The organism is Polynucleobacter sp. MWH-UH35A (assembly GCF_018687075.1).
GTDB lineage: Bacteria > Pseudomonadota > Gammaproteobacteria > Burkholderiales > Burkholderiaceae > Polynucleobacter.
Genome location: NZ_CP061285.1, coordinates 1,314,396 through 1,341,053 on the forward strand (window position 1 = coordinate 1,314,396; position 26,658 = coordinate 1,341,053).

A 26,658-nucleotide genomic window follows, 5' to 3' on the forward strand; every position below is an offset into this window, starting at 1 on the left:
TATGCTGCTAGAAATTATTCACGATACGCACTATTCCTATGATCCAAATGTAGAAATAGCACAGCATTTTGCGCACCTCAAACCCACATCTCTTAATAGCCAGCAGGTTTTAGAATCTGAGGTAGCGATTAATCCAAAACCTGCATGGTCTGAAGAGAATTTAGACAACTACGGGAATATTTGCACCTTCTTTTCCCTGCAAAATCGCCATAGCGAACTTCTCATTTCTGCAAAATCCATCGTTCAGACAAGCAATATTGCCTTAGTTGGTTCAAAACCAGCAGAAACGCCCGCTTGGGAACTGGTACGAGAATACTTTCGTTATCACTCTAAAACTAAATGGGACCCCGCTTCAGAATTTTTATTTTCTTCACCATTCATTAATTTACGCCCAGAGTTTGCAGAGTTTGCTAGAGCAAATTTCACTACCGGCAGACCAATTCTTGAGGCCGCCATCGATCTCACTCAACGAATTTATGGTGAATTTCATTACGTCAGCAAGAGCACAGACATCGGCACACCAGCTATAGAAGCCTTAAATAAGCGCGAAGGTGTTTGCCAAGATTTTGCTCATATTCTCATTAGTGCCTTGAGAAGCTTAGGTCTGCCTGCAAAGTACATTAGCGGATATATTCTCACCAACCCACCGCCTGGACAAGCGCGCTTAATCGGTGGAGATGCTTCACACGCCTGGGTATCAATCTATATACCCAGCGTTGATGAAAACGGACTACTTCATGGTGGATTATGGTGCGACTTAGACCCCACAAATAATCGCTGGGGCTATGGATCACCGGGCGAAGACTATATTCATTTAGCGCAAGGGAGGGACTATGCAGATGTTTCCCCCATACGCGGTGTGATACATGGTGGATCAGATCACACGCTAGATGTAGCAGTGACAGTAAGGCCTATAGAGCGGTAGGACCAGACTCTCCAGTTCGCACACGAATCACATCATCAAGCGGACTCACAAAAATTTTCCCATCACCAATCTTGCCGGTATATGCCGCTTTAGAAATGATTCGCAAAGCATCATCTAATAACTCGTCACTAACGGCCACCTGAATTTTTAATTTCAATATGAAATCAATAACGTACTCAGCACCTCGATAAAGTTCGGTATGTCCATTCTGGCGACCAAATCCGCGTACATCATAAGATGTCATTCCATTAATGCCTATATGGGCAAGAGCCTCATGAACTTCATCCAATTTAAAAGGCTTAATGATTGCAGTAATTAATTTCATAGCTAACCATGAGATGTGATTAGTGCATTGCACAAAATTTTCTATAAAGTCATTAGACAATTATTTTTATAACAATAAACAAATATCTGCACTTTATTAGTGCGATAAGTGCTAAAGAATTAACCATAATGGCTCCACCCCAAAGCCATGTGGAATTAATTGAGTTGAATTCAATCGGACTCATTTTGGTGCAGCGTAAGTACAAAAGCGTGCAATTAATTCTTTTATGCCGAGAACTTCAACATATGCTTTGGCATGCGAATCGAAATTACCAAAGGGCTGATCCTTAGCGCCTATTCCACAAGCAAAGACAACATAGCAGAGATCCTATTTCCCGCTGGAGAGTATCTGGCAAACCTTACTCCTGAGGGGAAGATTGAAATCTTAAATTCTGGAGTGAGCAAAGCCCTCTTCTCATTTTCTCAGTTTAGGGAAAAAATCTCTCTAGGCGAGTTCGTTCTTATAGAGAAATAGTAATGAGGCATTGAACTTTGCACCCAGTAGCAATTGCACACTTAACTGCACAGTGGCTTTCGGTATTACAAATCATTGATTTATTTCGGATTTTGAAGACCCACGACTTCATTTAATTCGTTGATCGCGAGTTTGAATCTCACCTGATCCACCATGAAGAATTTAAGTTATAAGATGTCGTCAAATATTTTATTTAGAATAAATACTCCAGCCCCAGGGAGCCACCTTGAAATAGGATGCTTGAACTAGTATTAACGCCCCTAGCATTGACACTTGTAGGGTTGCTTCCTGAGTAGACATAAGGTATTTGGCCAGGCGCCAAAGCCACCTGATTTAACCAGAGCATTTGATAGCCCATTTTTATAGCTAGATCATCTGTAATCAAATATTTAAGCTGAATGACGCCTTCTCCAGCATATGCCATTCGATTCACTGTGGAACTTGTTGAATACATCACTTTAGTAATACTTACTGCATCATTTTGTGTGGCTTGGTTATTAAATGCTCCAACTTTTAGAGAGCCGCCAAATGATAGTCGGCCAATCTCAAATAACTTTCCCTGGGCCCCAAGCTGCAAGCCAAAAAGATTATTACTTGTATTTGTAGTCCAAAAAGGTGGGTAACCACTGATAGCATCACCTGAAGCGCATGCTTGGTTTGTTTGAGACAAGGTAGTTCTAGCAATAAATTCCTTGGTTTGATCTGGTGTCAATCCTGCTGGAGCACATCCCCCCGCTTTCCATGAGGGAACATTTTGATCGCCAGGGGTAACCGATCCTACAAGACTGTCTTTTAGTTGTAACCATCGAACGCCAGCCAGAAAACTTAAGCTATCAGATGCCTTAAATTTTCCATTAGCCTCGGCACTATGTAAGCTAGTTGATGAACTCCAAGTCATTCCTTGATAAGCAAAGTCTTGGGTTTGCCAAAAGGAGCCGGGCGCCTTCATGACATACCAATTACCAGGATTAGAGGGTCCAATAGTATTGCTTGCATTCAAATTTTGGACGCTGAAATAGGACAGCTCAAAACCATAGTCAGAATTACCGGAATATTCCAAAGTGAACTTTGGACCAATAGCACTACCCTGTTGAAATTGATTGCTATTAAAAACCTCGGTTGTAGGTTTATATGCTGTTTGACCAAAAGTATCCGTACCAGGAAGCGTACTTACTAATGGTTGATTTGCGCTACTGTTTGATCTCTTTAGTGCAATTGCTTCGACTGACAAAATCCAATGTGGTTTTGACCTTGTTGCATCGTCAGAGCCTATATTCAAAAAGGTGGGTGCTGAATTGTTAGCGTTTAAATTCGATGGCGAGGGTTCAGCAGCGGTTGCAGCTGAAAAGCAAGTCCAGCCTATAAACAGCAATACAAACTGCGGAAGCAATTTTTGCCGAATGAATTTGATCAACATTTCTTATTTTAAATAGTTACCAAATTAGCTCATCAAATTCAAGAAATCAAAAACTAGAAATCCGGTATACAGAAGCGAACTTTGCAGTCGCGTACTCCATCGCACACTCATATTTTGGTCCTATAAACTATTGATTTATATGAGATTATGAAGAGCAACGCCTTCTTTTAATCCGTTGGTCACGAGTTCGAATCTCGCCCGACCACCAGTTATACAAAAGCCCCTTGAGAAATCTAGAGGCCCTTCTTTTGCTCTAAAAAACAAAAAAAGTAACCCATATTTGCTTTGCATCAAATGAAGCAAAGCCATTCAGATAGATACTAAAGGAATCTACGATATTTTCAGGAAATAACTTGCCATCCGCCTTTATCTCGCATCCGGACTGCATTCGCCATGAAATGGGATCATGTCATCCCGAATGCCCTGAACGAATTAGCGCAATCAACGACCAGCTATTAATTACTGGTTATATTAATTTTATGAATGAGTACGATGCCCCTCTGGCATCAGTTGAACAACTCTCTAGAGCACATTCAGCGCTTTACGTAAATGAACTTATCGCTAAAGCCCCAAAAGAAGGGTATGAATTAGTTGATCCTGATACCAAGATGAACGCATTCACGATTAATGCCGCATTGCGAGCTGCAGGGGCTGCAGTTCAAGCAACCGATTTAGTGATTGATGGCGTGGCTTCTAATGCATTTTGCTGCGTACGACCCCCTGGCCATCACGCTGAACATGATGCGGCAATGGGATTTTGTTTTTTTAATAACGTAGCAGTCGGTATAAGGCATGCACTAGATGTACGCGGCCTGGAGAGAATCGCATTAATAGATTTTGATGTTCATCACGGCAACGGAAGTGAAGACATATTTCGAGGTGATGAAAGAGTCTTAATGTGCTCTATCTTCGAAAAAGATTTATACCCTTTTACTGGAGAATTTATTCCAGAAGAAAGAATGATCAATGTCGGCATTCCGACACGCTCTAAGAGCGATGTATTTAAAGAGGCAGTTGAAAAATACTGGATTCCTGCACTTGAGGAATTTCAACCACAAATGATTTACATCTCTGCTGGATTTGATGCCCACAGAGAAGATGACATGGGAAATCTAGGCTTAGTCGAATCTGATTATGAGTGGGTCACTAAAAAAATGATGGGGGTTGCTGAAAAATATTGCAATGGCCGCATTGTTTCCTGTCTAGAAGGCGGTTATGTTCTGAGCCCCCTTGCCCGCAGCGTTGCCGCTCATATTAAAGTACTAATTGGAGTTGATTAATTGGAAAAGCATTATTTAAATTCCCTATTTGACCCAAGGTCCATCTCAATATTTGTTAACGGGAAAACCCCGCAAGAATCAATCCCTTATTTAGAGATCCTTCTAAAACTATTTGAAGAAGCTTCTTATGCAGGGGAAGTTGAGCGGATTGACATCGCCGTACCCATTGACTTCAATAAAAATGATCTAAAGAAAAAGGGGCTGGCCATTATCGCCCTGCCCGCTACTGAACTTATTACCGCACTAGATTTAGCGGGTCGATTAAAGCATGAATCGGCCGTCATCATTTCAACTGGGATAGATATACCCACCAGCAATCAATTAAAAGAGCTGGCAAAGCACTACAGCATTAAGTTATTAGGTCCGAATACCATGGGTTTTCAGCGACCCCACCTCCATCTCAATGCCAGCGTATTGGGAGATCTTGCAAGCCCAGGGCCTCTTGCCTTAATAGCTCAGTCTGGAGCGCTGACTTCCGCCATGCTTGACTGGGCAAAAACGAATGGAGTGGGCTTTTCATTTGTAGCCTCCATTGGACAAAATGCTGCAGTAGACATTGCTGAGCTGCTTGATTTTTTAGGGAACGATGGTAAAACTCATAGCATCGTCCTTTATCTTGAGGGCATTACCAACTCAAGAAAATTCATGAGCGCACTGCGCGCGGCCGCCAACATCAAGCCCGTCATTGTTCTCAAGTCTGGACATAAGCCAGCAGGCAACGAAGCAGCAAAGACTCATTGCGGCAGCATCGTAGGATCTGATGCTGTCTTTGATGCAGCCATACGCCGTGCTGGCGCTGTACGAGTCAAATCGTTTGTTGATCTATTTTCTGCGGCAAAATGCCTAGCCTCTAGCTACCGGCCCGTTGGCAATAGGCTTGCAATCATCACAAATGGGGGTGGGCCTGGTGTTTTAGCAGCAGATCGGGTAAGTGAAAATAATTTGGAACTAGCAAAACTTTCCACGGAATCGAATGATAAGCTAAGGCCGCTACTCTCACCGCTAGCATCACTTGAAAACTTAATCGACCTATCAGAAGAGGCTACAGCGGAACAATATTGCAACGCTATTGAAATTGCCAATAGCGACAAATATGTTGATGGTATTTTAGTAATCTACTCCCCAAAACCATCGATTAACAGCCTGACTATAGCCAATGCTATTGCGGACATTAAGAAACAGGTTAATAAACCTTTGCTTAGTTGCTGGATCGGCGACTCTTCTGTAGTTGAGAGCAGGCTTAACTTATCCAATGCCAATATACCGACCTTTAGAACCCCAGAGGCAGCGGTTGGGGCCTTTGCAAATATCTCAAGCTTTTATACCAATCAAAAATTACTCCAACAAACTCCGCCACCACTCTCCAAATCTAATAGCCCCGACATTGAGGGTGCTAAATTAATCATTGAAAATGTATTAGCCTCCAGAAGAACTGTACTAACGGAGATGGAGTCGAAATCCCTTCTTTCCGCATTCCATATACCGATTACCCAGACTATTCTTGCCAAGAGTGCTAATGAAGCAATCATGATAGCCAATCAAATTGACTATCCTGTAGCGCTTAAAATTGATTCGCCTGATGTAAGCCATAAATCAGATGTTAATGGTGTAGCTCTAGATGTTATGAATGCCCTTGGGGTCAGGGATATATTCAGTCATATGACCCAGACCGTATCTCATCTCCTTCCAGATGCAAAAATAAATGGTATTACCGTTCAAAAAATGGTTCGCAATAAACGTGGGCGGGAAATTTATATAGGTCTCGTCAATGAAGAGCCATTTGGACCAGTCATTGCATTTGGTGCTGGCGGCACGATGATTGAACTTCTGAACGATCAATCAATGGAATTACCACCCTTAAATCAATATCTTGCTCAACAACTTATCAAACGCTCTCGAATTGCTCAGACCCTAGAAGAATGGCGAGGCACACCTCCAGCAAACATAGAGGCAATCGAGCATATTCTGATGCGGGTTTCTGAAATGGCTTGCGAACTACCTCAGATTATAGAAATGGACATTAACCCCATCATTGTCGATGAGTTTGGGGCAATTGCTGTGGACGCTAGGATCGTAGTAAGCAATTCATACCAACTAAACAATAGCCAGAGCGGTATCTATAACCATCTCGCAATTCTTCCTTACCCACACCAATATGAACAAATGTACCCCCTCAAGGATGGGGGCGAATACCAAATTAGACCCATACATCCAGATGATGCTCAGATGTTGAAGGCATTTTATAAAACACTTTCTGATGAGACACGCTATTTTAGATTCATCTCCAATGCGCCAGAGCTACCACCATCAATGGCGGCAAAATTTACACTGATAGACTACGATCGTGAAATGGCTTTGGTAGCCATAGTAAAAGAAGCAGAGATAGAAAAAAATGGTACCTGGGTAGAAACTGAAAAAATCATTGGGGTTTCGCGCTACAGCACCAACCCAGATAAGTCTAGTTGCGAATTTTCTCTTGTAGTAACGGATGATTTTGGAGGTCAAGGCATTGGATCGCGTCTCATGCTTAACATCATGGATGTTGCGCGTGATAAAGGCCTATCTGAAATTGATGGGCTTGTACTTTCAAAAAATCCCGGAATGCTAAAACTTATGAGATCCCTTGGATTTTCTGTTGAAAACATGATCGATGATCCAGACTTCAAAATTGTCAGAAAAAAACTGTAAATAAGCACCAAAACAATCAATACAACATTAATCATATCCCTCGCAAAAAGTCTTTTTAAATCCAATGATCGCGGGTTTGAAAGCGAAATCTCAACGAAGTCAATCTCGCCAGACCCACTAAATAAAATATTGCTTTTCGGGATATTCACTTTGGCTCAACAAAATTCCAAAATTTACGACCCTTACTACTTAGGGGTTTGCCGTTAGGAATTTAATCGCACCCCTTTTAAATTCTTAACTAAACGAAACCCCAACATTGCTGATGAGGCTTTACTTTTCTGGTGGACACACCAAGACTTGAACCTTCCTCCAGGGGCTCAAATTAATGAAAATATTGACCACACTCCTTACAACAAAACAATACAAAAACTGCTGTGTAGCTCCCTTAGTTGTTTTATGAAGCTCGATGGAGCTATAGATTAATTTGAATGATTTTCCAAATTGATCATGCAGATGCTTTGAGTCATAACGCGCAATATCTAAACCACTACACTTTTCAAGCCCCTCTGGATTAAAGGTAGTTATGACGACATAACCATCATGCCCAACCAAACGCCTGAGTTAACAGAAAATACCACAATAGCAACCGCAATGGCCAAATCAAAGCAATCACCTGAAACAGCGAAAGATTAAGAATTGGATGCAGTTAGAGAATGATAGTGACGAAGCCTTTGCTAAAGCAGCGAAGGGAGTAGCGATGAAACTTGCCGCTAAATATAGCCAGAAATCAATTTGATTTATATCAAGTTTGCCTAGCATTTTTATACATAGGAATAAATCATGATTTATGTCATTGTCAACATTAGGGAATCCCCCATACTGATAACACATTGTTCCTTAAAGCTTGGGTATTTCATGAATTTATTCTTAAAGGCTATCTGTTTCGTTAGCGTTTGTTTCGTTGGTGCGGCCTACAGCTTAAATGCAGGCGCCACACAAAATTCAAACGAACTAATAAAGCGCGGCGAATATCTTTCTCACCTAGGTGATTGTGTTGCTTGCCATACCAATAAAGGCGGAAAGCCGATGGCTGGCGGCTTAGAGTTAATGACACCTTTTGGCGCACTATATTCGACGAACATTACGCCCGATAAAAAGACAGGCATAGGCGAATATACTTTTGATCAATTTGACAGAGCAATGCGTAAAGGTGTGGCAGCAGATGGGCACAATCTTTATCCTGCAATGCCTTACCCATCCTACTCAAAAATGACTGATGATGATATGCATGCACTTTATCAGTATTTGATGTTCGGAGTGACTCCAGTCGAGCAGAAAAATATTCCAAATCAAATGAAATGGCCTTACAACATGCGTTGGGGCCTTAGCTTTTGGAATATTCTTTTTGGCGGCAGTAAGCCATATACATCGAATCCATCCCAATCAGTGCAATGGAATCGCGGTGCATATATTGTTCAGGGCATGGGGCATTGTGGATCCTGCCACACCCCACGCGGTCTTTTATTCCAAGAGAAGGCTATGAGTCAGGATGGATCAAGTGGAAAATTTTTCCTTTCAGGCTCAACGGTCGATAGCTGGCATGCCGTCAATTTACGAGATCTTTGGACGGCACCAGAAATTGTCACTTTCTTAAAAACAGGAAAGAATCAACATGCAACTGCCTACGGAACAATGACAGAGGTCATTGGCCTAAGCACTCAGCATTTTACGGATGATGATTTGATGGCAATAGCCATTTATTTAAAATCACTCAATAATGAAGCTGATATGCAGAGTCAGCCTATTGTTGCGATTGAAAAGTCGCAGTTATATAAAACTAAAAATGGGCTTTCTTACTACCAGTTTTGTTCTACATGCCACTTGAGCGATGGTAAGGGCATCCCAAAAGTATTCCCGCCATTGGCTGGAAATAAGTCCATTCTCTCAGACGATCCAACATCTGTAGTTCACGTGGTTTTAAGTGGCTGGCAGTCGGCCAGCACAAAAATAAATCATCGAATTGTTGGAATGCCAGCGTACGGCTCTTTAGATGATTCAGAGCTAGCGGGAATTATTACTTTCATAAGGTCTTCCTGGGGCAATAACGCGCCTGCGGTTACAGCAACTCAGGTGAAAGCAGTGCGCAACCAGCTTCAACTCGAGAGTGCCTCAAAATCAAAATTTGTTACACCACGTTTTTCAAGCATGCTAGATAAAACGAATTCAAGTCAATTGGTCTATGGCATGCGCCTTATGTCTGAGACGGGGACATTGCTGCCAGAGAATGCAGGCAATAGCTTGAATTGCAGCAGTTGCCATACCAATGCTGGCACGGTAGCTAATGCATCGCCATATATAGGTGTTGCTGCTCAATTTCCGGCTTATGCACCGCGCGCTGGAAAGGTAATAGATCTTGAGGATCGAATCAACGGTTGCTTTAAACGCTCCATGAATGGCAAGGCACTTGCAAAGGATTCGACTGAAATGAAGGCCATGATTGCTTATATGAACTGGATTAACGGCCCCTATAAAAAGGGGGATCAAATTCCTGGTCGCGGAATTGGAAAGATTGATAAAACTTTAGTACCCGATGTTGATAATGGAAAAGTAGTGTACCAAGCCCAATGTGCTGTGTGCCACGGAAATAATGGTGAAGGCGTGAAAAAGGCGGATGGGCGCTATGCTTTTCCTATGGTTTGGGGTGATGAATCCTTTAACTTAGGTGCCGGCATGGCTCGTACATATACTGCTGCAGCATTTATTAAGCAAAATATGCCTATGGGTCACAACACAAAATTTCCGCTTGGTCAGGGCAGTAGTTTGACAGACCAAGAGGCGGTTGATGTTGCCGAGTATTTTTCTCATATGAGTAGACCAGACTTCTCTGACAAAAATAAAGATTGGCCAAATGGAGAAAAGCCCAAAGACGCTAGGTATTAATTACCTACACTTATCTTTGAAAACTTCAATTAAGCAATCGCATACTCAATCGCACAGTGACTTTTTAACCCCACAACCAATTGATTTATATGGGGTTTTGAAGAGCCACGACTTCTTTTAATCCGTTGGTCGCGAGTTCGAATCTCGCCCGACCCACCATATAGAATAAGGCTTTGCGGGCAATTCGCTTCGACCTAAGAAATCCCAAAAATTACGGCCCTTACTGCACAAGGGTTTGCTGTTAGCAATTCAATCGCACACTTTTCAATACTTGACTAAACAAAACCCCACCATTACTAATGAGGAATTATTTTTTGCCTCTGAGCGGGATCGACCAGAGCTGAAGCTATTCAACTCCACTCCATCCTGCAAAAACAATAAAGAAATTGCTGGGTTGTACCCATAGGTGTTTTGTGAATTTCAGTTGTGCTATTCAGTAATTTGAATGTCTTACCAAATTGCCCGTGTAAGCGCTCGGCATCATAACGAACGACATCTAAGCCACTGCATTGTTCTGGACCCTCTGGACCGAAAGTGGAGATAATTACATGGCCTCCATGCTTTACCGAAAGCATTACCTGCTCAACATATATTTCCCGCTGAGCCGCATCGGTTAGAAAGTGAAAGACCGCCCTATCGTGCCAGACATCAAAATAATTTTGAGGCAAGGTGGCTTTAGTAATATCTGCACAATACCAATGAACATTATTAGCATTTTTACCAATCCGCCCCCTTGCAACATCTATCGCCCTTTGGGAGATATCCAGAACACTTAAGTCCGTAAAACCATCAAGCAATAAATCATCAACAAGAGTGGCTTCTCCACCGCCAACATCAATAATGGAAGCAGTCTTATTCTGCGTTGCTTCATAAATGAGGTTTAGCGAAGTTTCAAGATGCGGTGCAAACCAGCTTACAGCATCTGGTGATTTAGTTCCGTAGACTTTTTCCCAATGGTCCTTCTCGTCCATATAATTTTAATACCCCAAAAAAAGCTGCAATAAATCATGGCGTAAATTCTTTACGCCATTCTGGCGGCCTAGATAAAGCCTAAGACACCCCTCTTGGTCAAAGACTAGCCCCGATCTTATTGGTTCTGCACAGTAGGCAACTGAATTTTCCAGCTGTACCTTGTTTAGGTAGATTAAAAAGTCTTTAGCAAATTTTTTAGCATCCGATATATTTCTTGGCCTTAAACCAATGCAACCTGAGTCAATCTCTGATAAATAATTCTCCATATCCTCAGGGGAATCATTTTCTGGATCAATCGTTATAAACACCAAATCCACTGGTAAAGGTTGTTGTCCTGTGACGCTCAACTCGTGTACTATATTTTTCAATATCATGCGTGAGGGATCATCAGCCAAGGCTCGCCCAACAACAAGAACTACAATCCTTCCCTTGAAACTTGCTAAAGATCTTGCATTGCCCTTAATATCGATTAATGAAAATTCCGAACCAAATGACTTTAAGTCAGTAATGTCGTCGTTTTGAAAGCGCTGATTAGGGACATATAAGTTATTGTTAAATATCAAGCAATCAATTAACGCGCGGTAAAGCCATCTCTTCACCCCTGCAATAAAGCACTCATATATTTCAGAGGTTTGGCTCAAATTCATTTTCATTGAGTCTGACATGGCGCATCCGCTTGCTTTAGAGGATGCGCACTTGAAAAAGCGGGATTTAAAAAGCATCGATCAGTGATTTTTTTTAAAGTTGGAGCGATACTTATATTGGCGCCAAAAAGCTCTACACCTACAACATGTGAAGCCAATGCAATATCTGCAATAGTTATTGCATTGCCACAGGCATAATAATCAGCAGACGAGTCAACGCCGGTCAAATAAGCTTCTATTGCCTCACTGCCCAAATCCAACCAATGTCTTGCCCAACTCAGCTGAGAACTCTCTTCCTGCTCGTGATTTTCGCTAATATATTTTCTTGTTCTGGGAACGATTAATGGATGTGTGTCAGCTATGGTAATTAGAGATAACGCCCGAACTGCTGCACGCTCAGCTGCGTGAACCGGCATCAATGAAGGATTGGGCCAGACATCATCTATGTATTCAAGTATTGCCAATGATTGTGTAATCGTCTTTCCATCATGAATTAACGCAGGAAGAACATGCTGGGGGTTTATTTGTGAGAACGTTTCGTCAAATTGCTGACCCCTGACAATATCAATGGATCTTTCTTCGTAGGAGATCTTTTTGAGGTTAAGAGCCACCCTGACTCTATAAGTTGCCAATGACCTCCAATATCCATATAGCACCACATCCATAAGCACTCCCAAAGATGACAAACATATTGATGCATCCATCTTATTTGAGCTTGAATATAGACACCTCTTTAAATGCACCTTGTTGGTGATGACCTTACTTAAAATTGAATAAGAGAATTTAACAACGACTAACAATTTGTTATCAATTTAGAAATAAATTGATAATTCACACCACAATCATCTCACTCCCCTGGTTGCAAATAGGGTTTTTTAGACTGGCATAAATATTGCTTCTAAAAAAGTTAGGCATTTGCCATAAACACTTACGAAGGATTCCAGCATGAATTTAGACTCAACAACCACTCTTATTGGACCTGATGAACTTTTGAAACTTCAAAATTCCGAGCCAATGGTGATCATTGATACTAGAGATCCTGAAGCTTACGCTTCGGGACACATCCCAGGAGCCGTGAATATCAGAGAAATCTTCACATTTTTGGCAACATCAACACCCCAGGGTTTAAAAGACTTAAAGGGTAGCTTTGAAAAGCAGCTTGGCGATGCTGGCATCTCCGGCAAAGAGACGGTTATCTTTTATGAAGACAGCATGAATGGTGGGTATGGCCAATCATGCCGTGGCTACTATCTTCTTACCTGGCTTGGATACCCAAAAATTAAAGTTTTAAATGGCGGCTACTCTGCTTGGGTTTCAAAGAGTCTACCCACCAGCACAGATCCCACAGTACCAACACCGGCAACCTTCCCTACCAACCTCAACACTCCAGATGTAATGGTTACCCTAGATGACGTAAAGGCAGCCTTGGGAAGCAAAACAGTTCTCATGGATGTTAGGGATGTGGATGAATGGATCGGGGATAGCTCATCACCTTATGGAAAAGATTTTGCCCCTAGAAAAGGCCGTCTTCCCGGAGCTAAGTGGCTTGAATGGTACAGATTTATGAAGCCATCTGCGCTGGGTCCAATCTTCAAAACACCAGATGAAGTACGCGCCGAGTGCGCAACGGCAAACATTGGACTAAATGATGAAATCATCCTTTATTGCTTCAAAGGAGCTAGGGCGTCAAACACTTTTTTAGCTCTAACTCAAGCGGGCTTTAGAAATGTGCGGATGTATTTTGGCTCATGGAATGAATGGTCACGCGACCCATCTCTTCCAATCGAATCTGGGATGCCTGTAGCAAATTAAACTGTAATTCGAGAATAGCCCCCGCTAACTAGTGGGGGCTATTGCAAGAGATCTTTATCCAAGCTGAATACTTGCTTGCACTTGATTGTTATGCCATTGATTAAAAATAATTTTTCCGGTTTTCGGATCTTTGGCACCTTTTTCGTTATCCCAATTCCCGGCGTCATGTATCCTACCTTCGATACGAATTGGCAGAGAACTTGTTTTTACTCTAATGGGTAAAGCGCGGTTCTCATAATGAAAGCCTTTCTGACCGCAAATTTGCTTAGCAATAACATCAGCCTGTCGAAGAATGGGTTCAATATAACGACTTGCTTCTCCATCGATGCTAATGCAATCTCCAAGCCCATATATATTTGGGGCGCTAGATTGCAAAGTTTTAGGGTTTACTGCCAACCCGTTATTCCAATCTAACTTAGCATTTTTAACCAAGTCTGGCTCTGTTTTCAAACCAATTGCCATCACAATATGATCAACTTCGAGAGCCTCACCCGAAGATAGGTTAATTTTTTTCTTTGTACTTTCACTAGCAATGCTATCAACCTTCACGCCACCGTGAAATTGAATGGGTAAACCGCCCCATGCTTGCAGTAATTTCTTCGATGCCAAATCAGGAAGGAGTCGACCCAAGGGCAAAGAAGATAGATCAATTAATTCAATATCGTGTCCTGCCATAGCTAGATCATTAGCAAGTTCACAGCCAATAAGCCCGGCACCAATAATGGCGATCTTAGAATTTGTATCCTGTATGGCTGCACGAAGTTTGGTATATGACTCCACATGATTCACATGCCAGCAATCCTTCAAACCTAAATTTGGCATGCAAATTGGTTTTGATCCCTGAGCAATTATCAAATGGCCAAACTTGAAGGTCCCACGCGTAGTTCTCAGTTGATTTGTTTGTGGCGATAAACCAATAGCATGCGTGTTTGCGTAGAGATTCACGTCAAGTCTAGCAGCAGCCTGAGCGCCGGTTTCTTTGATTAGCAATTTCGCATCAATATTTTTCACTACTGCAACTGAAAGCATTGGCTTTTCATAAAGATCTCCAGCACAAGCCGTAACAATCGAAATAGATATGTCCTTATTCATCCCCCTTAGTGCTTGAGCTGCTTGCCAGCCTGCCTTTCCTGCACCTATGATGACTACATCAGAATTTTTTAATGCAGTCCAGCCCTTTGTCTTATTACTCGCTGAAGTGGATTTGATGCATGCGCCCCCAGAAATCTTTACAGCATTACTTGCATCGTATAGTTCAAAATCTTCTTTAGAAACTCCACACAATGGACATGACCAATCATCGGGTATATCTTCAAATCGCGTACCTGGCGCAATCCCACTATCGGGATCGCCCTCCTCCTCTTTGTAAAGAAGTCCACAGGCTTTACATATATAAGTGAGCCAATCCTGTTGTGACTGGCCGTTAGAGATAACTTCCATTTTTGCTACTCCTTTATTTGTTGCTATGCAGGGCTTAATTCAGCTTTTTGCGATGCCAATTCCCACCTTAGATGCTTAATTGCTGGGGTTACGATCGCAACAAAATGTGATTCTCTAATGCGTCTTTGCACTTCCGAGCACATTAAATATCCTCTAGCCCCTTGATGCATCAAAGCAGATTGAGCTGAGCGCAATGCTAGTTCGGAGGCATGTAAGCGAGCATCCAGGACCCGGATAAAGTACTCTTTACTATCGTCATAAGGTGTTTTAGACAACTCCATAATATCGTCAGTTAAGTCATCCAATTCCCGCTGGAGTTCATCTGGTCGATCTTCTAAATACTGATTGACATGCCCGAGTTGCTTTTCAACCTTCCACATCGAGTCAATGGCACCCTGAGTTACACCCAAACCCATTCCAGTTTGAAGCAGAATAAATGCTGATTTAATTTTCTTAAGCAGACCACCTACGGATTTCGCAATAATCTTTTCTTCGGTAATGAATAGGTTCTTGACTGAAATGGCATAAGTGCCCGTTCCCTCCATACCTGAGAATGATGGGCACTCCTTTAGCTCAACACCCGGAGCATCACAATGCAACATGAACATTAATTCATGGCCTAGCATCGACTCCTTTGTGGTGGCATCAACAACATTACAAATTGTTCCAAAGTAATGCTTTTGACCTAAGTTACTTACCCATGGCAAGGTGCCATTAACAAGGTAGCCCCCGTCCACTTTTTCAGCCTTTAAGTACATTGTTTCAATGCCAGTCAAAGCTTTCATTGGGTTTGATAGCCCAGTACCACCCAAAGTCTGTCCTGCCGCATGACTAGCAAGTAAATCTTTCATAAGCAATTGGTTGCCGGAAGATTCAATGTAAAGACCACATGCATCTTGGCACCACACCATGAAGCCAGTAGAGCCGCAAACTCTGGACACCTCAGTCATACATTGAATGGCAAGGCCGTAATCAACCTCTCCATCAATATCCAAGTGGGCACTGAATGCGCCCGCCTGACCTAGCTTTTTCAAAACTGCCTCTGGATAAAAGCCCTCCTGATCGCATGCCTCAACGATAGCTGCTAATTCAGTTTGGGATATCGCTTTTACCCTATTCAATACACCGGCCCCGTCATTCAGAGATATAGAAACAGTGCCTTCTTTGGGAGGGTCAATTACCAGATTCATTTTTTTCTCCAGTGATTACATTAGTTCAATGTGAAATGGAATTGGGTTGCGCATTGTGTTTGCAACTGGTGAGTGGAAATTGGCATGCTTGACAATTTCATCCAATACCTCACGACTAGCATCGCCTTCGATGTCAACTTTCACGCGGATATCCTGGAAACCCATTTGTAATGGCTCACGTTTTGCACCATCAGCGCCCCATGCAGCTGAATTCCCAATATCAGCCTCTAAGTGAATTTCTAACTTACTCAATTTCACTTCGCGCAATGTAGCTACAGCCGTGATTCCAACACACAAGCAACCGCCCAATGCTGAGAGAACAATTTCTCCGGGGGCGGGGGCGGTGTTTTCCCCCATAAGGTGTGGAGGTTCATCAACTACTACTGGGTTATGAAGCCCCACAAAACTCCAAGAGCGAAACACGCCCTGCAGTACTGTTTTAACTTTATTTGTTCCGCGACGCTCTGGATTTGCTCTGCCACTTTCGGCGAACTTAAGTAACTCATCGCGGTTAATTGGGCGTAGGTAATTTACTTCTTTAACTGTTGTCAACATGACTTGCTCCATTAAGGTGATTAATCGTTTGCGATTGATTTTTTAAATCAAACCGCCCACACCTTAACTAAAGCAATTACCGTGCCAACTTCAAATTTAATTTATTTCGATGAATATGACTGGATCAAATTATCCCGCGCCAACATTCCGTAGCACTTCCAATAATCGATATTTTTAACCGAAATACAAGTGCATCACAAATTGTTTCTAATTTGTTAACAAATTGTCAAATCAGAGTTATTTTTTAGTCGGTATCTCTATACCAAGCTTCTTAAGCCTGTATGAGAGCTGCCTGGTCGTCATGCCTAGAGCTTGAGAGGCGCGGGATTGATTCCAGTGATGATTTTTCAACGCTTCCAATAATTCAGCGGGATTAGATTCATATGTATGTGAATATTCGCGAATTCCAAATCCATCAAAATGCTTAGCAACAGGTCGCTCAACATCTTTTTTGGGTTCTGATAAAAACTTTTTAACTTCTAGTTCATCTATAAGATCATCGCCCACCAAGAGAACCAGACGCTCAATCAAATTAGATAGCTCCCGAATGTTGCCCGGCCAATCATAATCTTGAAGGCACTTAATTGCCGCAGGACTTAATCTGCAGTTCTTTTGATGAGCTTGATTTGCCCTATTTAAGAAGTAGATCACCAATGGCTCAATATCATCCCGGCGCTGAGATAGACTAGGGAGAGGTATAGATACCGTATTAATTCGATAGAATAAATCTTCGCGGAATTTGCCCAAGCGAATTGCCTCTTGGAGATCTTGGTTGGTTGCTGATACCAACCTAAAGTCCACCTTGATCTCCGACTTTCCCCCAAGCCTGACTACCGTTTGCTCCTGCAAGGTTCTTAATAGCTTTGCTTGCATTTGAATAGGGAGTTCGCCAATTTCATCCAGAAATATAGTCCCCTTATCAGCCTTTTCAAACCAACCTGGCGAACTACTTGATGCACCAGTAAAGGCGCCCTTTTCATAACCAAATAGTTCTGCCTCAAATAGAGTATCTGGAATTGCGGAGCAGTTAATCTTAATGAAGGGCTGAGACTTTCTTGAGCTCGATAAGTGGATTGCTCTAGCAAATAGCTCTTTTCCTGTGCCTGATTCACCCAACAACAGGACTTTAGCCGATGAACTGGCTACCTTCTCTAGATCTGAAAGGGCTCTCAATAATTTATCCGAATTTCCAACAATTCCATACTTTGCAGTAGATTGCTCAAGAGCATGCTGAAGTAATTGGTTTTTAGCCTCTAGCTTTTCAGTCTTTTCGCGAATAAAGTTTTCTAATTTTAATATTTGACCTATAAGGGTTGAGATGCTTTTAAGAATCCGAATGTCGTCACTTAAAGAGCGATTTCTAGTACGAATTCTGTGGGCGGCAATTACACCAACCACCCTTTCATCGACCTTAATTGGAAAAGCAAGAAAGGCTACAGTCTCCTGGGGCAAGTCCTCTCTATTGACAGATCTAGCCAGAAAAACTGGCTCTGAATCGATATCTTGAACCACCATAACTTGGCCCGACTTAAGTACCGAGCCAGTCACACCCTCTCCCTCTTTATAAGAGCCCCTCTTAATCTCCTCCGCGGTCATTCCATATGCAAAGACAATTTTGGACGTGTTTTTATCAGTAGGCCCAACACCTCTTAGGACAATCCTTCCTCGGTTCAAGCCGAGTAATTCACTCAATAAATGGAGAATTTCATTGAAAACCTCATCTGATGAGAGGCTTTTTCCAATTAGCCGGAATATTTCTGTAAGTAAAAAATTTTCCTGCGCATGCCAATCGGCACCCTTAACTCTCTCAGAGCTATTCGTAGAGTTAGGGCTGGATCTGGATTTAATGCTCTCCATATCTCAGCCCCGATCTAAACACTTCTTAATAAGTTTTGTATGACAAATATTTGCCAGACAGAACAACCTGAACGCGATCACCCTTAGGGTCTGGCTCTCGCTGAATGTCCATTGAAAAATCAATTGCACTCATAATTCCATCGCCAAATTCCTCATGAATCAACTCTTTGATTGTTGTTCCGTACACGCTAACAATTTCATACCAGCGATAAATCAATGGATCAGTAGGAACGGCTGTTGGCAATGAACCTTTATAAGGCACAATCTGCAACCAGGCCATTTCCTCATCCGTCAGATCAAACAACTTACCAGCCGCCTCTGCTTGCACCTTTGTAAACGTCATCTGCCCTAGACAGCCAGCCGTAACCCATTCCTTGGACTCACCGATTGCCTTGGCAATATCACTCCATTTCATACCATTACGGACTTTTGACTCAATAATTTTTTGAGTAACTAATGCGCGATCCATCTTCATATCTCCTTTAATGTGTGGATGTAATTAATTTATGATTTGCTGATTGCAAAGGATTTCAAATAAGCTGCTGGCTGACTAGGATCAAACTCTTTACCCATGATCTTATCTTTTTTGTAGCCCGCTTTCGCCAGTGGAGGCACTGCAATTCCAGTCTCACCCATATATTTCTTGGCATCAGTAAGCAAAAAGACTTTCTCGGAAATATCCTTGTAATTCACGTCACCCTTTACATAGCCCCAGCGCTGCATTTGGGTAAGCATCCATGTGGCCATTGAGTACCAAGGGATTGGATTGAAGTCAATTCGATCAGGAACGTTTTGAATATTTCCCAAGCCATCGGCAAATTTTCCAGTCAACACTTGCATTACAACCGTCTCAGGCTGATTGAGATAATTTGGTGTTGAGATTACCTTTGCAATTAAAGGTCGATTCGCAGGATCTCGCGCCATAGTAGATGCATTCAATACGGCACGGTACAGAGCTGCAAATGTATTTGGGTTTTGCTTAATAAACTCTTCAGAGGTTCCAAATGCGCAACATGGGTGACCATCCCAAATATCTTTAGTTAGGATGTGGATGAACCCAATCTCATCATAGACGGCGCGTTGATTGAAAGGATCAGGCCCCAAGAATCCATCAATATTCCCAGCGCGCAAGTTTGCAACCATTTCGGGAGGCGGGGTAACGCGCAACTGAATATCTTTATCCGGATCCAAGCCTGCCTGGGCCACATAGTAACGCAGTAAGAAGTTATGCATCGAATACTCAAACGGGATTGCAAATTTCATGCCTTTCCACATTTTTGGATCACGCTTATCTTTGTGCTTATTTGCTAAGACAATAGCCTGCCCGTTTACATTTTGAATTGTTGCTACACGCATTTGCGCAGGGTCAGAACCGAGGCCCATTGACATAGCAATTGGCATAGGCGATAGGAAATGAGAGGCATCATGCTCCTTGCTAAGCATCTTGTCCCTAATAAGCGCCCAGCCAGCCGTCTTATTAAGCGTTACATTTAAGCCTTGCTTTTTATAGAACCCGAGCGGGTCGGACATAATTAATGGTGTCGCACAAGTAATGGGAATAAAACCAATTTTGAGATCTTTTTTCTCAATTGTTCCCTTGTCTTGTGCCATCGCCTGTAACGCACCAATTGGCAAGAAACCTGACAAAACCGACAAGGCTCCGCCAGCGCCAACCGACTTCAAAAATGCACGGCGTCGATTTTCCTCGGGGAAAAGTGCCTTTACCAAGGAAGCTTCAATAAAGTTTGCACTAGCCTGCTCAGCATCAATTTTTGCCTGAGCCTCTTGAGCATGCTCAAGATCGGATGCATGACGGCCACAGCTACATCCAGAAAAGAATAAGGGGCGATCAGGGTTGAATGGGTCATATGTACTCATAATTACTCCTCTTGGTTGATGATTTAATTCTTGCAGTGGATCTCACTTCTGAGAACTTTGTCTTCCTTGATTTAGTGCATGATTTTTCATTCGCACCAATTTGGAGACAGAATGAAGACTCAATTGCACTAAACATGGGAATCTTGATTTCCAGATGAAAAATAATTTCTTTAATCCATAAAATAATAAGCAGGAAGCGTGCCATAACTAATCAAATGGATATTTTTCTTTGAGATTTCAGATTTTTATTTCTCAAATCCTGACTGATTAGTCAAAATCTAGCGCAATCCATCCCTTTCTCTAAATTTCTGCACCAACTTAAAGATTTGCGCTTGGTCATACACCCCAACCCCTTCTTAGAATGGGTTTCATGGGAATCCTTCTAAATACACAAGTTAGCCAGAGCCTTAGCTTGACGCCACAGCTGCAGCAAGCCATTCACCTGCTTCAGCTTTCTTCAAGTGCACTTGAAGATGAATTGGCAACTATCGCTGAAGAGAACCCATTGCTGGAGTTTGAGAAGACAGCTGAAAGATTTTCGGCGCCAACTAGCCAAAAAATATCGAGCTCGTATGAATCGACGCGAGGCTTTACCAGAAATGGGAGTGATGATGGATCGGACCAAGAGTTTGAGAAGGCCCTTGGGCCAGTTACCCTATTAACTCATCTTGAAGAGCAAATTCGACATCTACCCCATTCTGACTTTCAAAAAAATCTAACCTTTTATTTGGCTGGCCATTTAGATGAACGTGGATATCTTAGGGAATCACTCGAAGATATAGCGACAGATCTAGCTGATAGGTTTACTGGCGCCAATATATCTCTTGATCAAGAAGTCACAAGATCACTCGGCGCGCTTCAGTCATTAGACCCCCCGGGCATTGGCGCTAGAGACCTATCCGATTGTCTAATCCTGCAAATTAAACGAAAGTTAACTGAAAACACAAAAAATAAAAATACATGGGAATTAGCTATAGAAATTGCCGAATGCCACCTCGAAAATGTTGCCAAAAGAAACTTACAGCCAATAAAGAAAGCATGTCGCAAATCAGAGCAAGAAATTTTGCATGCCATCAAATTAATACAAAGTTTGGACCATAATCCTGCGCATCCATTCGAAGAAATTGATATTCAAGGAATAATTCCTGACGTTCTGGTGAAAAATGTAAGAGGCAAATGGTTGGCAGAAATTAATCCATATTCCAAGCCAAAGCTTTCATTAAATAATGAGTTAGCCAGGGTGTTTCGAGATCATTGCAATGCAAAGTCAAACGCAGCCCTAAATCAAAAGCTATTAGAAGCTAGATGGCTACTAAAAAATATAGCTCAGAGAGAGGTCACCATACTCAGAGTTGCGAATGAAATTGTGGCCAAGCAGAAAAATTTCTTCTCAAAGGGTGCCGTTGAAATGCGACCCTTGATTCTTAAAGAAATTGCAGAATCTCTAAATTTGCATGAATCGACTGTTTCTAGAGTTACAACTCAAAAGTATTTAAGTTGCTCGAGCGGCATTTTTGAATTAAAACACTTTTTTAGCAGTCAATTGTTACGTGTTGATGGAAGCTCTATTTCATCAACCGCAGTGCAAGCCTTAATTCAAGATATTGTCTCTAATGAGCAGCCCGATAAGCCGGTATCAGATAGTGCTATTGCCGATATTCTAGAGTCTCGAGGCCACTTAATAGCAAGACGCACCGTTACTAAATATCGAGAGCTGCTTCATATTCCATCAACAAGTATGCGTCGTCATGGAATTGCCTCATATAAGTAAAAAGTCACCAGTACGGTGACTCGCTACCACCTCCACAACTTAATTTTTAAATCGCGTCAACTCCAGGTCTGACTATTTTTGGTACATGCATATGCCCGACATCTTTAGCAACGTTGGCCTGAAGATGCTTCGACCTGTTAACTAAAAAATCAACCAAATGATTTCGCATTGGGTAATACATGGGATCATGATGGAGGTTGGCCCTCATTCTTCCTTTTGGGAGGGTATTAACCACAATCTCAGCAATTTTTGCATTTGGCCCATTACTCATGAGCATAATCTTGTCAGACAATAGGATTGCCTCATCAACATCATGAGTAATCATAAATACTGTTTGCTGAGTATCATTGCAAATCTTTAAAAGCTCATCCTGAATAACGCCTCGCGTCAATGCATCCAATGCTCCAAATGGCTCATCCAGAAGAAGCATCTTAGGTTCAATTGCAAATGCACGCGCAATGCCCACACGCTGCTTCATTCCCCCGGATAGCTCGGAGGGTTTTTTATGCTCAGCGTTCACTAATCCAACCATATCTAGGTATCTTTTTGAATGGAGCTCGATTTTTGCCTTCGGCCAATCAGGATATTTTGATTTGACAGCAAAACTAACATTTTGAAGAACCGTCATCCAAGGCATAAGCGCATGTCCCTGAAAGACAACCCCTCTTTCGAGGCTTGGTCCTTTAATTTCACGACCCGACATAATCGCGTAGCCTGAAGTAGCCTCCTCAAGACCAGCAAGCACATTTAAGATGGTTGTCTTACCGCAGCCAGAGTGACCAATGATGCACACAAACTCACCACGATCAATTTCAAAATTAATCCCATCAAATACCGGTGGTGCATCAGCCTTATATGACTTAGTTAAATTTTCAACTTTTAAAAATGCATTTTCAATCTGCATAAGAAACCGCCTTCTGTAGTCTTCCAAATACCAAATCAAGCAACATACCTACTATTCCAATCAATAAAATCGCAAAAATAACACTTGATAAGGCCAAGTTATTCCATTCATTCCAAAGGAAGTACCCAATTCCCGTTCCTCCAACAAGCATTTCAGCAGCAACAATGACCAGCCAAGCAATGCCCATAGATATGCGCATACCAGTCAAAATAGTCGGAGCTGCCGCAGGCAAAATGACTAAAAAAGCCTTTCGCAATGGGTTGACCTCTAAGGTCTTAGCTACATTCAAGAGCTCCTTGCGTACATTCGCAACGCCAAAAGCCGTATTAATTAGCATCGGCCAAACAGAGCAGATGAAAATTACGAAAATTCCCGAAATCGAAGAGTCTTTAATTGTGTACAAAGCTATAGGCATCCAAGCCAAAGGAGAAATTGGCTTAAGAATTTGAATAAATGGATTGAAGGCCTCGTAAGCAAGAGGGGACATACCTATCCAGAACCCGAAAGGCAATGCTACGACCAGAGCAAGCAAAAAACCAAGCCCCACTCGTGCCAAGGAGTATCCAAGCTGAATCCCAATTCCCTTGTCATTTGGGCCATTATCATAAAAAGGGTGAGATAGCTGCTTGTATATCGTTTCACCCATCTGGGTGAGTGTGGGAAGCCCAGATTTTTGAGTTCCAGCCCCCGAACTGCCACTCATCAATGCACTGTATTCGGATGATTCAGCGGTGCTAGCGGGCATCGGAGTATTCCCCTGGCCTGTTGCTACATGCCACATGAGTAGGATAAGAAATAAAATAAATACGGAGAGCAATGCCCCCTTAGCTTTAATTGATAGCGTTTTCATATTTTTACTTTCAACCTTTAATGTTTTCGAACATCAGGTCACAAGTAGCACCAAGCCAGACAATTGACTGTAAGAAAACCGCCTCACTGAAAAGGGGCGTAGCTTTTGCATAAATGATGTTCATGCACCATTTTTAACATTCACTAGCGATAGATTTATTTGTTAGTGCACCAATAAAACACACCAAACAGATTAATATGCACCAAAATGGGAATACTAAATTTTCAGCCGAGCGGGCTGCAATCAAGTTATTTAAAGCTCAAGTTTGAGTGAAATATTTTTTATTGAGAAAGCTTGCAATAGCTAAGATTATCGAGTCAACCAATATCGGGTAAAGGGCAAAGCTATATCCAGTAACCCCCGCCATTACGATAAAAATTGATAAGAATATTGCCGGTGGATGCATACATCGGAGAAAATGTAACCCCAAAATGGTGCCAAGGACAGTTACAAAAATTCCAACCGCTAAATTAGTGAATACATAAACGCATACGAAAGCAACGCAGGCAGCGAGAAGATTTGCTTCAAGCAACACTAGAGGGGAGAAAAGCTTACTATTTGGCAATAAAAAAATTAGAAATGCGCTAACACCAAATACTGCCATGATCATTGACTCCTCATTGCTTAAATTTCCAAACCACTGATTCAGGAGCAAGATTGCAAACAAGGTTAAACCGGTGCCAAAAGTAATGCGTGCAACATCCTTGATTGGATATTTTGGCTGACCCAGAGTAAGCCGATGAAAAATTTCTGCAATTTTCTTAATAAGAAGATGGGCCATATAAAAAGGTGATAAGTATTATTTGAAGAGAGAATGCATATTTAATCTATATTTAACACATCATCATATAGCCGACACCCCGAAAATTACATCGCAAGGATACAAAACATGGAAAATAAGCCGCCATTGCCACCATTTACCAAAGAAACCGCCATTCAAAAAATTAGGGTGGCTGAGGATGCCTGGAACACTCGTGATCCAGATAAGGTATCACTTGTATATACAGAAGATACTGTGTGGCGTAACAGAGCTGAGTTTCCCATAGGACGAGAGCAGGTTAAAGAGTTTCTACGGCGCAAATGGTCTAAGGAGCTAGACTATAGACTCATTAAAGAGCTTTGGGCTTTTACTAATAATAGAATTGCTGTTCGATTTGCGTATGAGTGTCGTGATGACTCTGGAAATTGGATACGAAGTTATGGCAATGAAAATTGGGAATTTAATGAACGTGGTTTTATGATGCGTCGCTTTGCAAGCATCAATGATTTGCCAATTAAAGAATCAGATAGAAAGTTTTTCTGGCCCCTAGGTCGCAGGCCAGATGATCATCCCACCCTAAGTGATTTGGGTTTATAAAACCTTTAACAGGCTTTCTTTACAGCACTAAATTAATCGGCCCAAACACCCCAATTGAGAGACGGAGGTGAGGGCTGAGTCCAAGATACCGGATATTTCTTTCCTCCTGTGCCTAGCCGACTCCACACTACAGCGACAATAAAGAGAATGGTGACACCTATTAAAACCGTTAAACCCAAATGAACAAATGTTGCGTGCGCCTGAATCATTATTAGGGGATTGGCGCCAGCGGGAGGATGGACACATCTAGTAAGCAATAACACTCCAATCGTAACCACCACAGCCAGCACATTCACCCAATATGCATCCCCAAAGATTTGAAATGCAATTACTCCAATCAAACTACTAATCAAGTGGGCGCCAAATACGGCCCTGGGCTGCGCTGCTGGCGCGGTCGATAGAGCAAATAGAAATAGAGTTGTACCGCCCAATGAGGCAAGTAGCAAAGGAGATGCCGCCTTTGTGATCCATAGGGCAACGCTAATTGCTACTAGAGAGCCAGATAAAGCCCATATCAATCGTAAAAACTGTATTTTCATGGCTTCATATTAAGCATTTTTTAAGGAAATTTGCTTGATAAGAGTCATATTTTTCAAATTGGGAACCCTTCTCGAGCATATGGAAAAATTCAGGCATCGCTAAATAGAATTTAATTCCCCGAAAAAAAGCGCTGATTTACTGGCGCCTACTCCAAGAGCAAAAGCAATCGCACAGTCATTTTTTGACTCTACAAACTATTGATTTATATGAGATTTTAAGAGCAACGACTTCTTTTAATCCGTTGGTCGCGAGTTCGAATCTCGCCCGACCACCAGTTATACAAAAGCCCCTTGAGTAATCTTGGGGCATTTTTCTTTTGGCTGAGGCAAATGTAGTGACTGCTAGGGACAATAGATGATCTATTGAGCCGTTGTTGGTCGGGATGGAAGACGCTAGTTTGAGACTGAGCAACTAACAGCAACTCAAGATACCGAAAGTATTGGGCTTCTATACACTTGCAACCCTTTAAAACTTAAGAGTAGCTGACCGCAGAATCGACTCGACCCACCAGTTTTGATCTATTTTCAAAGGTTTTAAAGTGGAAATCTTACCATCGCAGCAATAATCATCGCAAAAGTTGCTATTGAAAAAATTTTTGCGGGTATAGATGCGAACAATTGATCGCAATTGTTAGAACAGCGCCAAATGGATACCATCAACCAGAATTGATAAGGCAAAATAAAGAAGAGCCATAGCCAAGACCAACGGGCCGCACTGAAGCCATCTATGGCGTCTCCGATTATAGAAACTATATATATAAGTATTCCATAGCCAATAACACCCAATAGAAATGTTTTTCCCAACTTTTCTTTGCCGCGATAAGCACTTTTGTAAAAAGCAGTCACCATATTTATTTAACCCTTTCCATATGCTGGGAATGCCGTAGATTGCTCATACAC

At 42.1% G+C, this 26,658-nt stretch carries 23 protein-coding genes; 7 read left to right on the plus strand and 16 right to left on the minus strand.

All coding sequences use genetic code 11. The annotated features are described in order from the left end of the window. Position 1: 1 nt before the first annotated feature. Positions 2-925 (plus strand): transglutaminase family protein, encoded by a 924-nt coding sequence (locus tag ICV36_RS06835; protein WP_215399963.1) that lies wholly within the window; start codon positions 2-4, stop codon positions 923-925. Here ICV36_RS06835 and ICV36_RS06840 read toward each other — a convergent pair. Both ICV36_RS06840 and ICV36_RS06845 read right to left on the minus strand, forming a co-directional pair. Continuing rightward, positions 912-1,250: a P-II family nitrogen regulator gene (locus tag ICV36_RS06840; protein WP_215399964.1), complete on the minus strand. Its 339-nt coding sequence runs from the start codon at positions 1,248-1,250 to the stop codon at positions 912-914. The genes ICV36_RS06835 and ICV36_RS06840 overlap by 14 nt on opposite strands. Before the next feature lie 667 nt (positions 1,251-1,917). Beyond that, positions 1,918-3,141 carry a hypothetical protein gene (locus tag ICV36_RS06845; protein ID WP_215399965.1) on the minus strand — a complete coding sequence of 408 codons (1,224 nt, stop codon included), beginning with the start codon at positions 3,139-3,141 and terminating at the stop codon, positions 1,918-1,920. Between the two features lie 353 nt (positions 3,142-3,494). On the opposite strand from ICV36_RS06845, the gene ICV36_RS06850 reads away from it, so the two are divergent. The 3 genes from ICV36_RS06850 to ICV36_RS06860 all read left to right on the plus strand — a co-directional run bounded on the left by ICV36_RS06850 (position 3,495) and on the right by ICV36_RS06860 (position 9,989). Next, positions 3,495-4,421 (plus strand): histone deacetylase family protein, encoded by a 927-nt coding sequence (locus ICV36_RS06850; RefSeq protein WP_215399966.1) that lies wholly within the window; start codon positions 3,495-3,497, stop codon positions 4,419-4,421. Beyond that, a complete protein-coding gene (locus ICV36_RS06855) occupies positions 4,422-7,109 on the plus strand; it encodes a bifunctional acetate--CoA ligase family protein/GNAT family N-acetyltransferase (RefSeq protein WP_215399967.1) in 2,688 nt (895 codons plus the stop codon). It abuts the gene before it with no gap. A gap of 855 nt (positions 7,110-7,964) precedes the next feature. Then, complete coding sequence (locus ICV36_RS06860; protein ID WP_215399968.1) at positions 7,965-9,989, plus strand: c-type cytochrome; 2,025 nt, start codon at positions 7,965-7,967, stop codon at positions 9,987-9,989. A 350-nt stretch (positions 9,990-10,339) separates the two neighbouring features. Here ICV36_RS06860 and ICV36_RS06865 read toward each other — a convergent pair whose 3' ends face one another. The 3 genes from ICV36_RS06865 to maiA are packed head-to-tail and all read right to left on the minus strand — an operon-like array spanning position 10,340 to position 12,270. Beyond that, positions 10,340-10,960 carry a class I SAM-dependent methyltransferase gene (locus tag ICV36_RS06865; protein ID WP_215399969.1) on the minus strand — a complete coding sequence of 207 codons (621 nt, stop codon included), beginning with the start codon at positions 10,958-10,960 and terminating at the stop codon, positions 10,340-10,342. A 6-nt stretch (positions 10,961-10,966) separates the two neighbouring features. Further along, positions 10,967-11,626 (minus strand): SCO family protein, encoded by a 660-nt coding sequence (locus ICV36_RS06870; protein ID WP_215399970.1) that lies wholly within the window; start codon positions 11,624-11,626, stop codon positions 10,967-10,969. After that, on the minus strand, positions 11,611-12,270 hold the full coding sequence (gene maiA, locus ICV36_RS06875; protein WP_215399971.1) for a maleylacetoacetate isomerase: 660 nt from the start codon (positions 12,268-12,270) through the stop codon (positions 11,611-11,613). The genes ICV36_RS06870 and maiA overlap by 16 nt, the downstream gene beginning before the upstream one ends. A gap of 280 nt (positions 12,271-12,550) precedes the next feature. Between maiA and ICV36_RS06880 the strand changes: the two genes are divergently transcribed. Further along, positions 12,551-13,417: a sulfurtransferase gene (locus ICV36_RS06880; RefSeq protein WP_215399973.1), complete on the plus strand. Its 867-nt coding sequence runs from the start codon at positions 12,551-12,553 to the stop codon at positions 13,415-13,417. Between the two features lie 54 nt (positions 13,418-13,471). Here ICV36_RS06880 and ICV36_RS06885 read toward each other — a convergent pair whose 3' ends face one another. From ICV36_RS06885 to ICV36_RS06910, 6 genes are all read right to left on the minus strand, one after another. After that, on the minus strand, positions 13,472-14,857 hold the full coding sequence (locus tag ICV36_RS06885) for an FAD-dependent oxidoreductase (RefSeq protein WP_215399975.1): 1,386 nt from the start codon (positions 14,855-14,857) through the stop codon (positions 13,472-13,474). A 23-nt stretch (positions 14,858-14,880) separates the two neighbouring features. Beyond that, the gene (locus ICV36_RS06890) at positions 14,881-16,047 is read right to left on the minus strand and encodes an acyl-CoA dehydrogenase family protein (protein ID WP_215399977.1); all 1,167 of its coding nucleotides are present in this window, start codon (positions 16,045-16,047) and stop codon (positions 14,881-14,883) included. 15 nt (positions 16,048-16,062) lie between these two features. Next, a complete protein-coding gene (locus tag ICV36_RS06895) occupies positions 16,063-16,602 on the minus strand; it encodes an OsmC family protein (protein WP_215399979.1) in 540 nt (179 codons plus the stop codon). A gap of 237 nt (positions 16,603-16,839) precedes the next feature. After that, a complete protein-coding gene (locus ICV36_RS06900) occupies positions 16,840-18,459 on the minus strand; it encodes a sigma-54-dependent Fis family transcriptional regulator (protein WP_215399981.1) in 1,620 nt (539 codons plus the stop codon). 25 nt (positions 18,460-18,484) lie between these two features. Beyond that, on the minus strand, positions 18,485-18,928 hold the full coding sequence (gene cynS / locus ICV36_RS06905) for a cyanase (protein ID WP_215399983.1): 444 nt from the start codon (positions 18,926-18,928) through the stop codon (positions 18,485-18,487). Positions 18,929-18,963: 35 nt separating this feature from the next. Continuing rightward, on the minus strand, positions 18,964-20,337 hold the full coding sequence (locus ICV36_RS06910) for a CmpA/NrtA family ABC transporter substrate-binding protein (protein WP_215399985.1): 1,374 nt from the start codon (positions 20,335-20,337) through the stop codon (positions 18,964-18,966). 370 nt (positions 20,338-20,707) lie between these two features. Here ICV36_RS06910 and rpoN point away from each other — a divergent pair, with 370 nt between their 5' ends. Then, positions 20,708-22,108 carry an RNA polymerase factor sigma-54 gene (gene rpoN / locus ICV36_RS06915; RefSeq protein ID WP_215399986.1) on the plus strand — a complete coding sequence of 467 codons (1,401 nt, stop codon included), beginning with the start codon at positions 20,708-20,710 and terminating at the stop codon, positions 22,106-22,108. A 46-nt stretch (positions 22,109-22,154) separates the two neighbouring features. Here the strand turns inward: rpoN and ICV36_RS06920 are convergent, their stop codons facing one another. From ICV36_RS06920 to ICV36_RS06930, 3 genes are all read right to left on the minus strand, one after another. Then, entirely contained in the window at positions 22,155-23,012 is an 858-nt protein-coding gene (locus ICV36_RS06920; RefSeq protein WP_215399987.1) for an ABC transporter ATP-binding protein, read from the minus strand. Beyond that, positions 23,002-23,862, minus strand: a complete 861-nt coding sequence (gene ntrB / locus ICV36_RS06925; protein ID WP_215399988.1) for a nitrate ABC transporter permease — start codon at positions 23,860-23,862, stop codon at positions 23,002-23,004. The genes ICV36_RS06920 and ntrB overlap by 11 nt, the downstream gene beginning before the upstream one ends. A gap of 259 nt (positions 23,863-24,121) precedes the next feature. Continuing rightward, positions 24,122-24,643, minus strand: a complete 522-nt coding sequence (locus tag ICV36_RS06930) for an HPP family protein (protein WP_215399989.1) — start codon at positions 24,641-24,643, stop codon at positions 24,122-24,124. A gap of 108 nt (positions 24,644-24,751) precedes the next feature. Here ICV36_RS06930 and ICV36_RS06935 point away from each other — a divergent pair, with 108 nt between their 5' ends. Then, entirely contained in the window at positions 24,752-25,219 is a 468-nt protein-coding gene (locus ICV36_RS06935; protein WP_215399990.1) for a nuclear transport factor 2 family protein, read from the plus strand. Positions 25,220-25,251: 32 nt separating this feature from the next. On the opposite strand, the gene ICV36_RS06940 is transcribed toward ICV36_RS06935, so the two are convergent. Together ICV36_RS06940 and ICV36_RS06945 are read right to left on the minus strand one after the other, a co-directional pair. Beyond that, entirely contained in the window at positions 25,252-25,758 is a 507-nt protein-coding gene (locus ICV36_RS06940) for an HPP family protein (protein ID WP_215399991.1), read from the minus strand. Between the two features lie 534 nt (positions 25,759-26,292). Continuing rightward, a complete protein-coding gene (locus ICV36_RS06945; protein WP_215399992.1) occupies positions 26,293-26,607 on the minus strand; it encodes a hypothetical protein in 315 nt (104 codons plus the stop codon). Between the last annotated feature and the right edge of the window lie 51 nt (positions 26,608-26,658).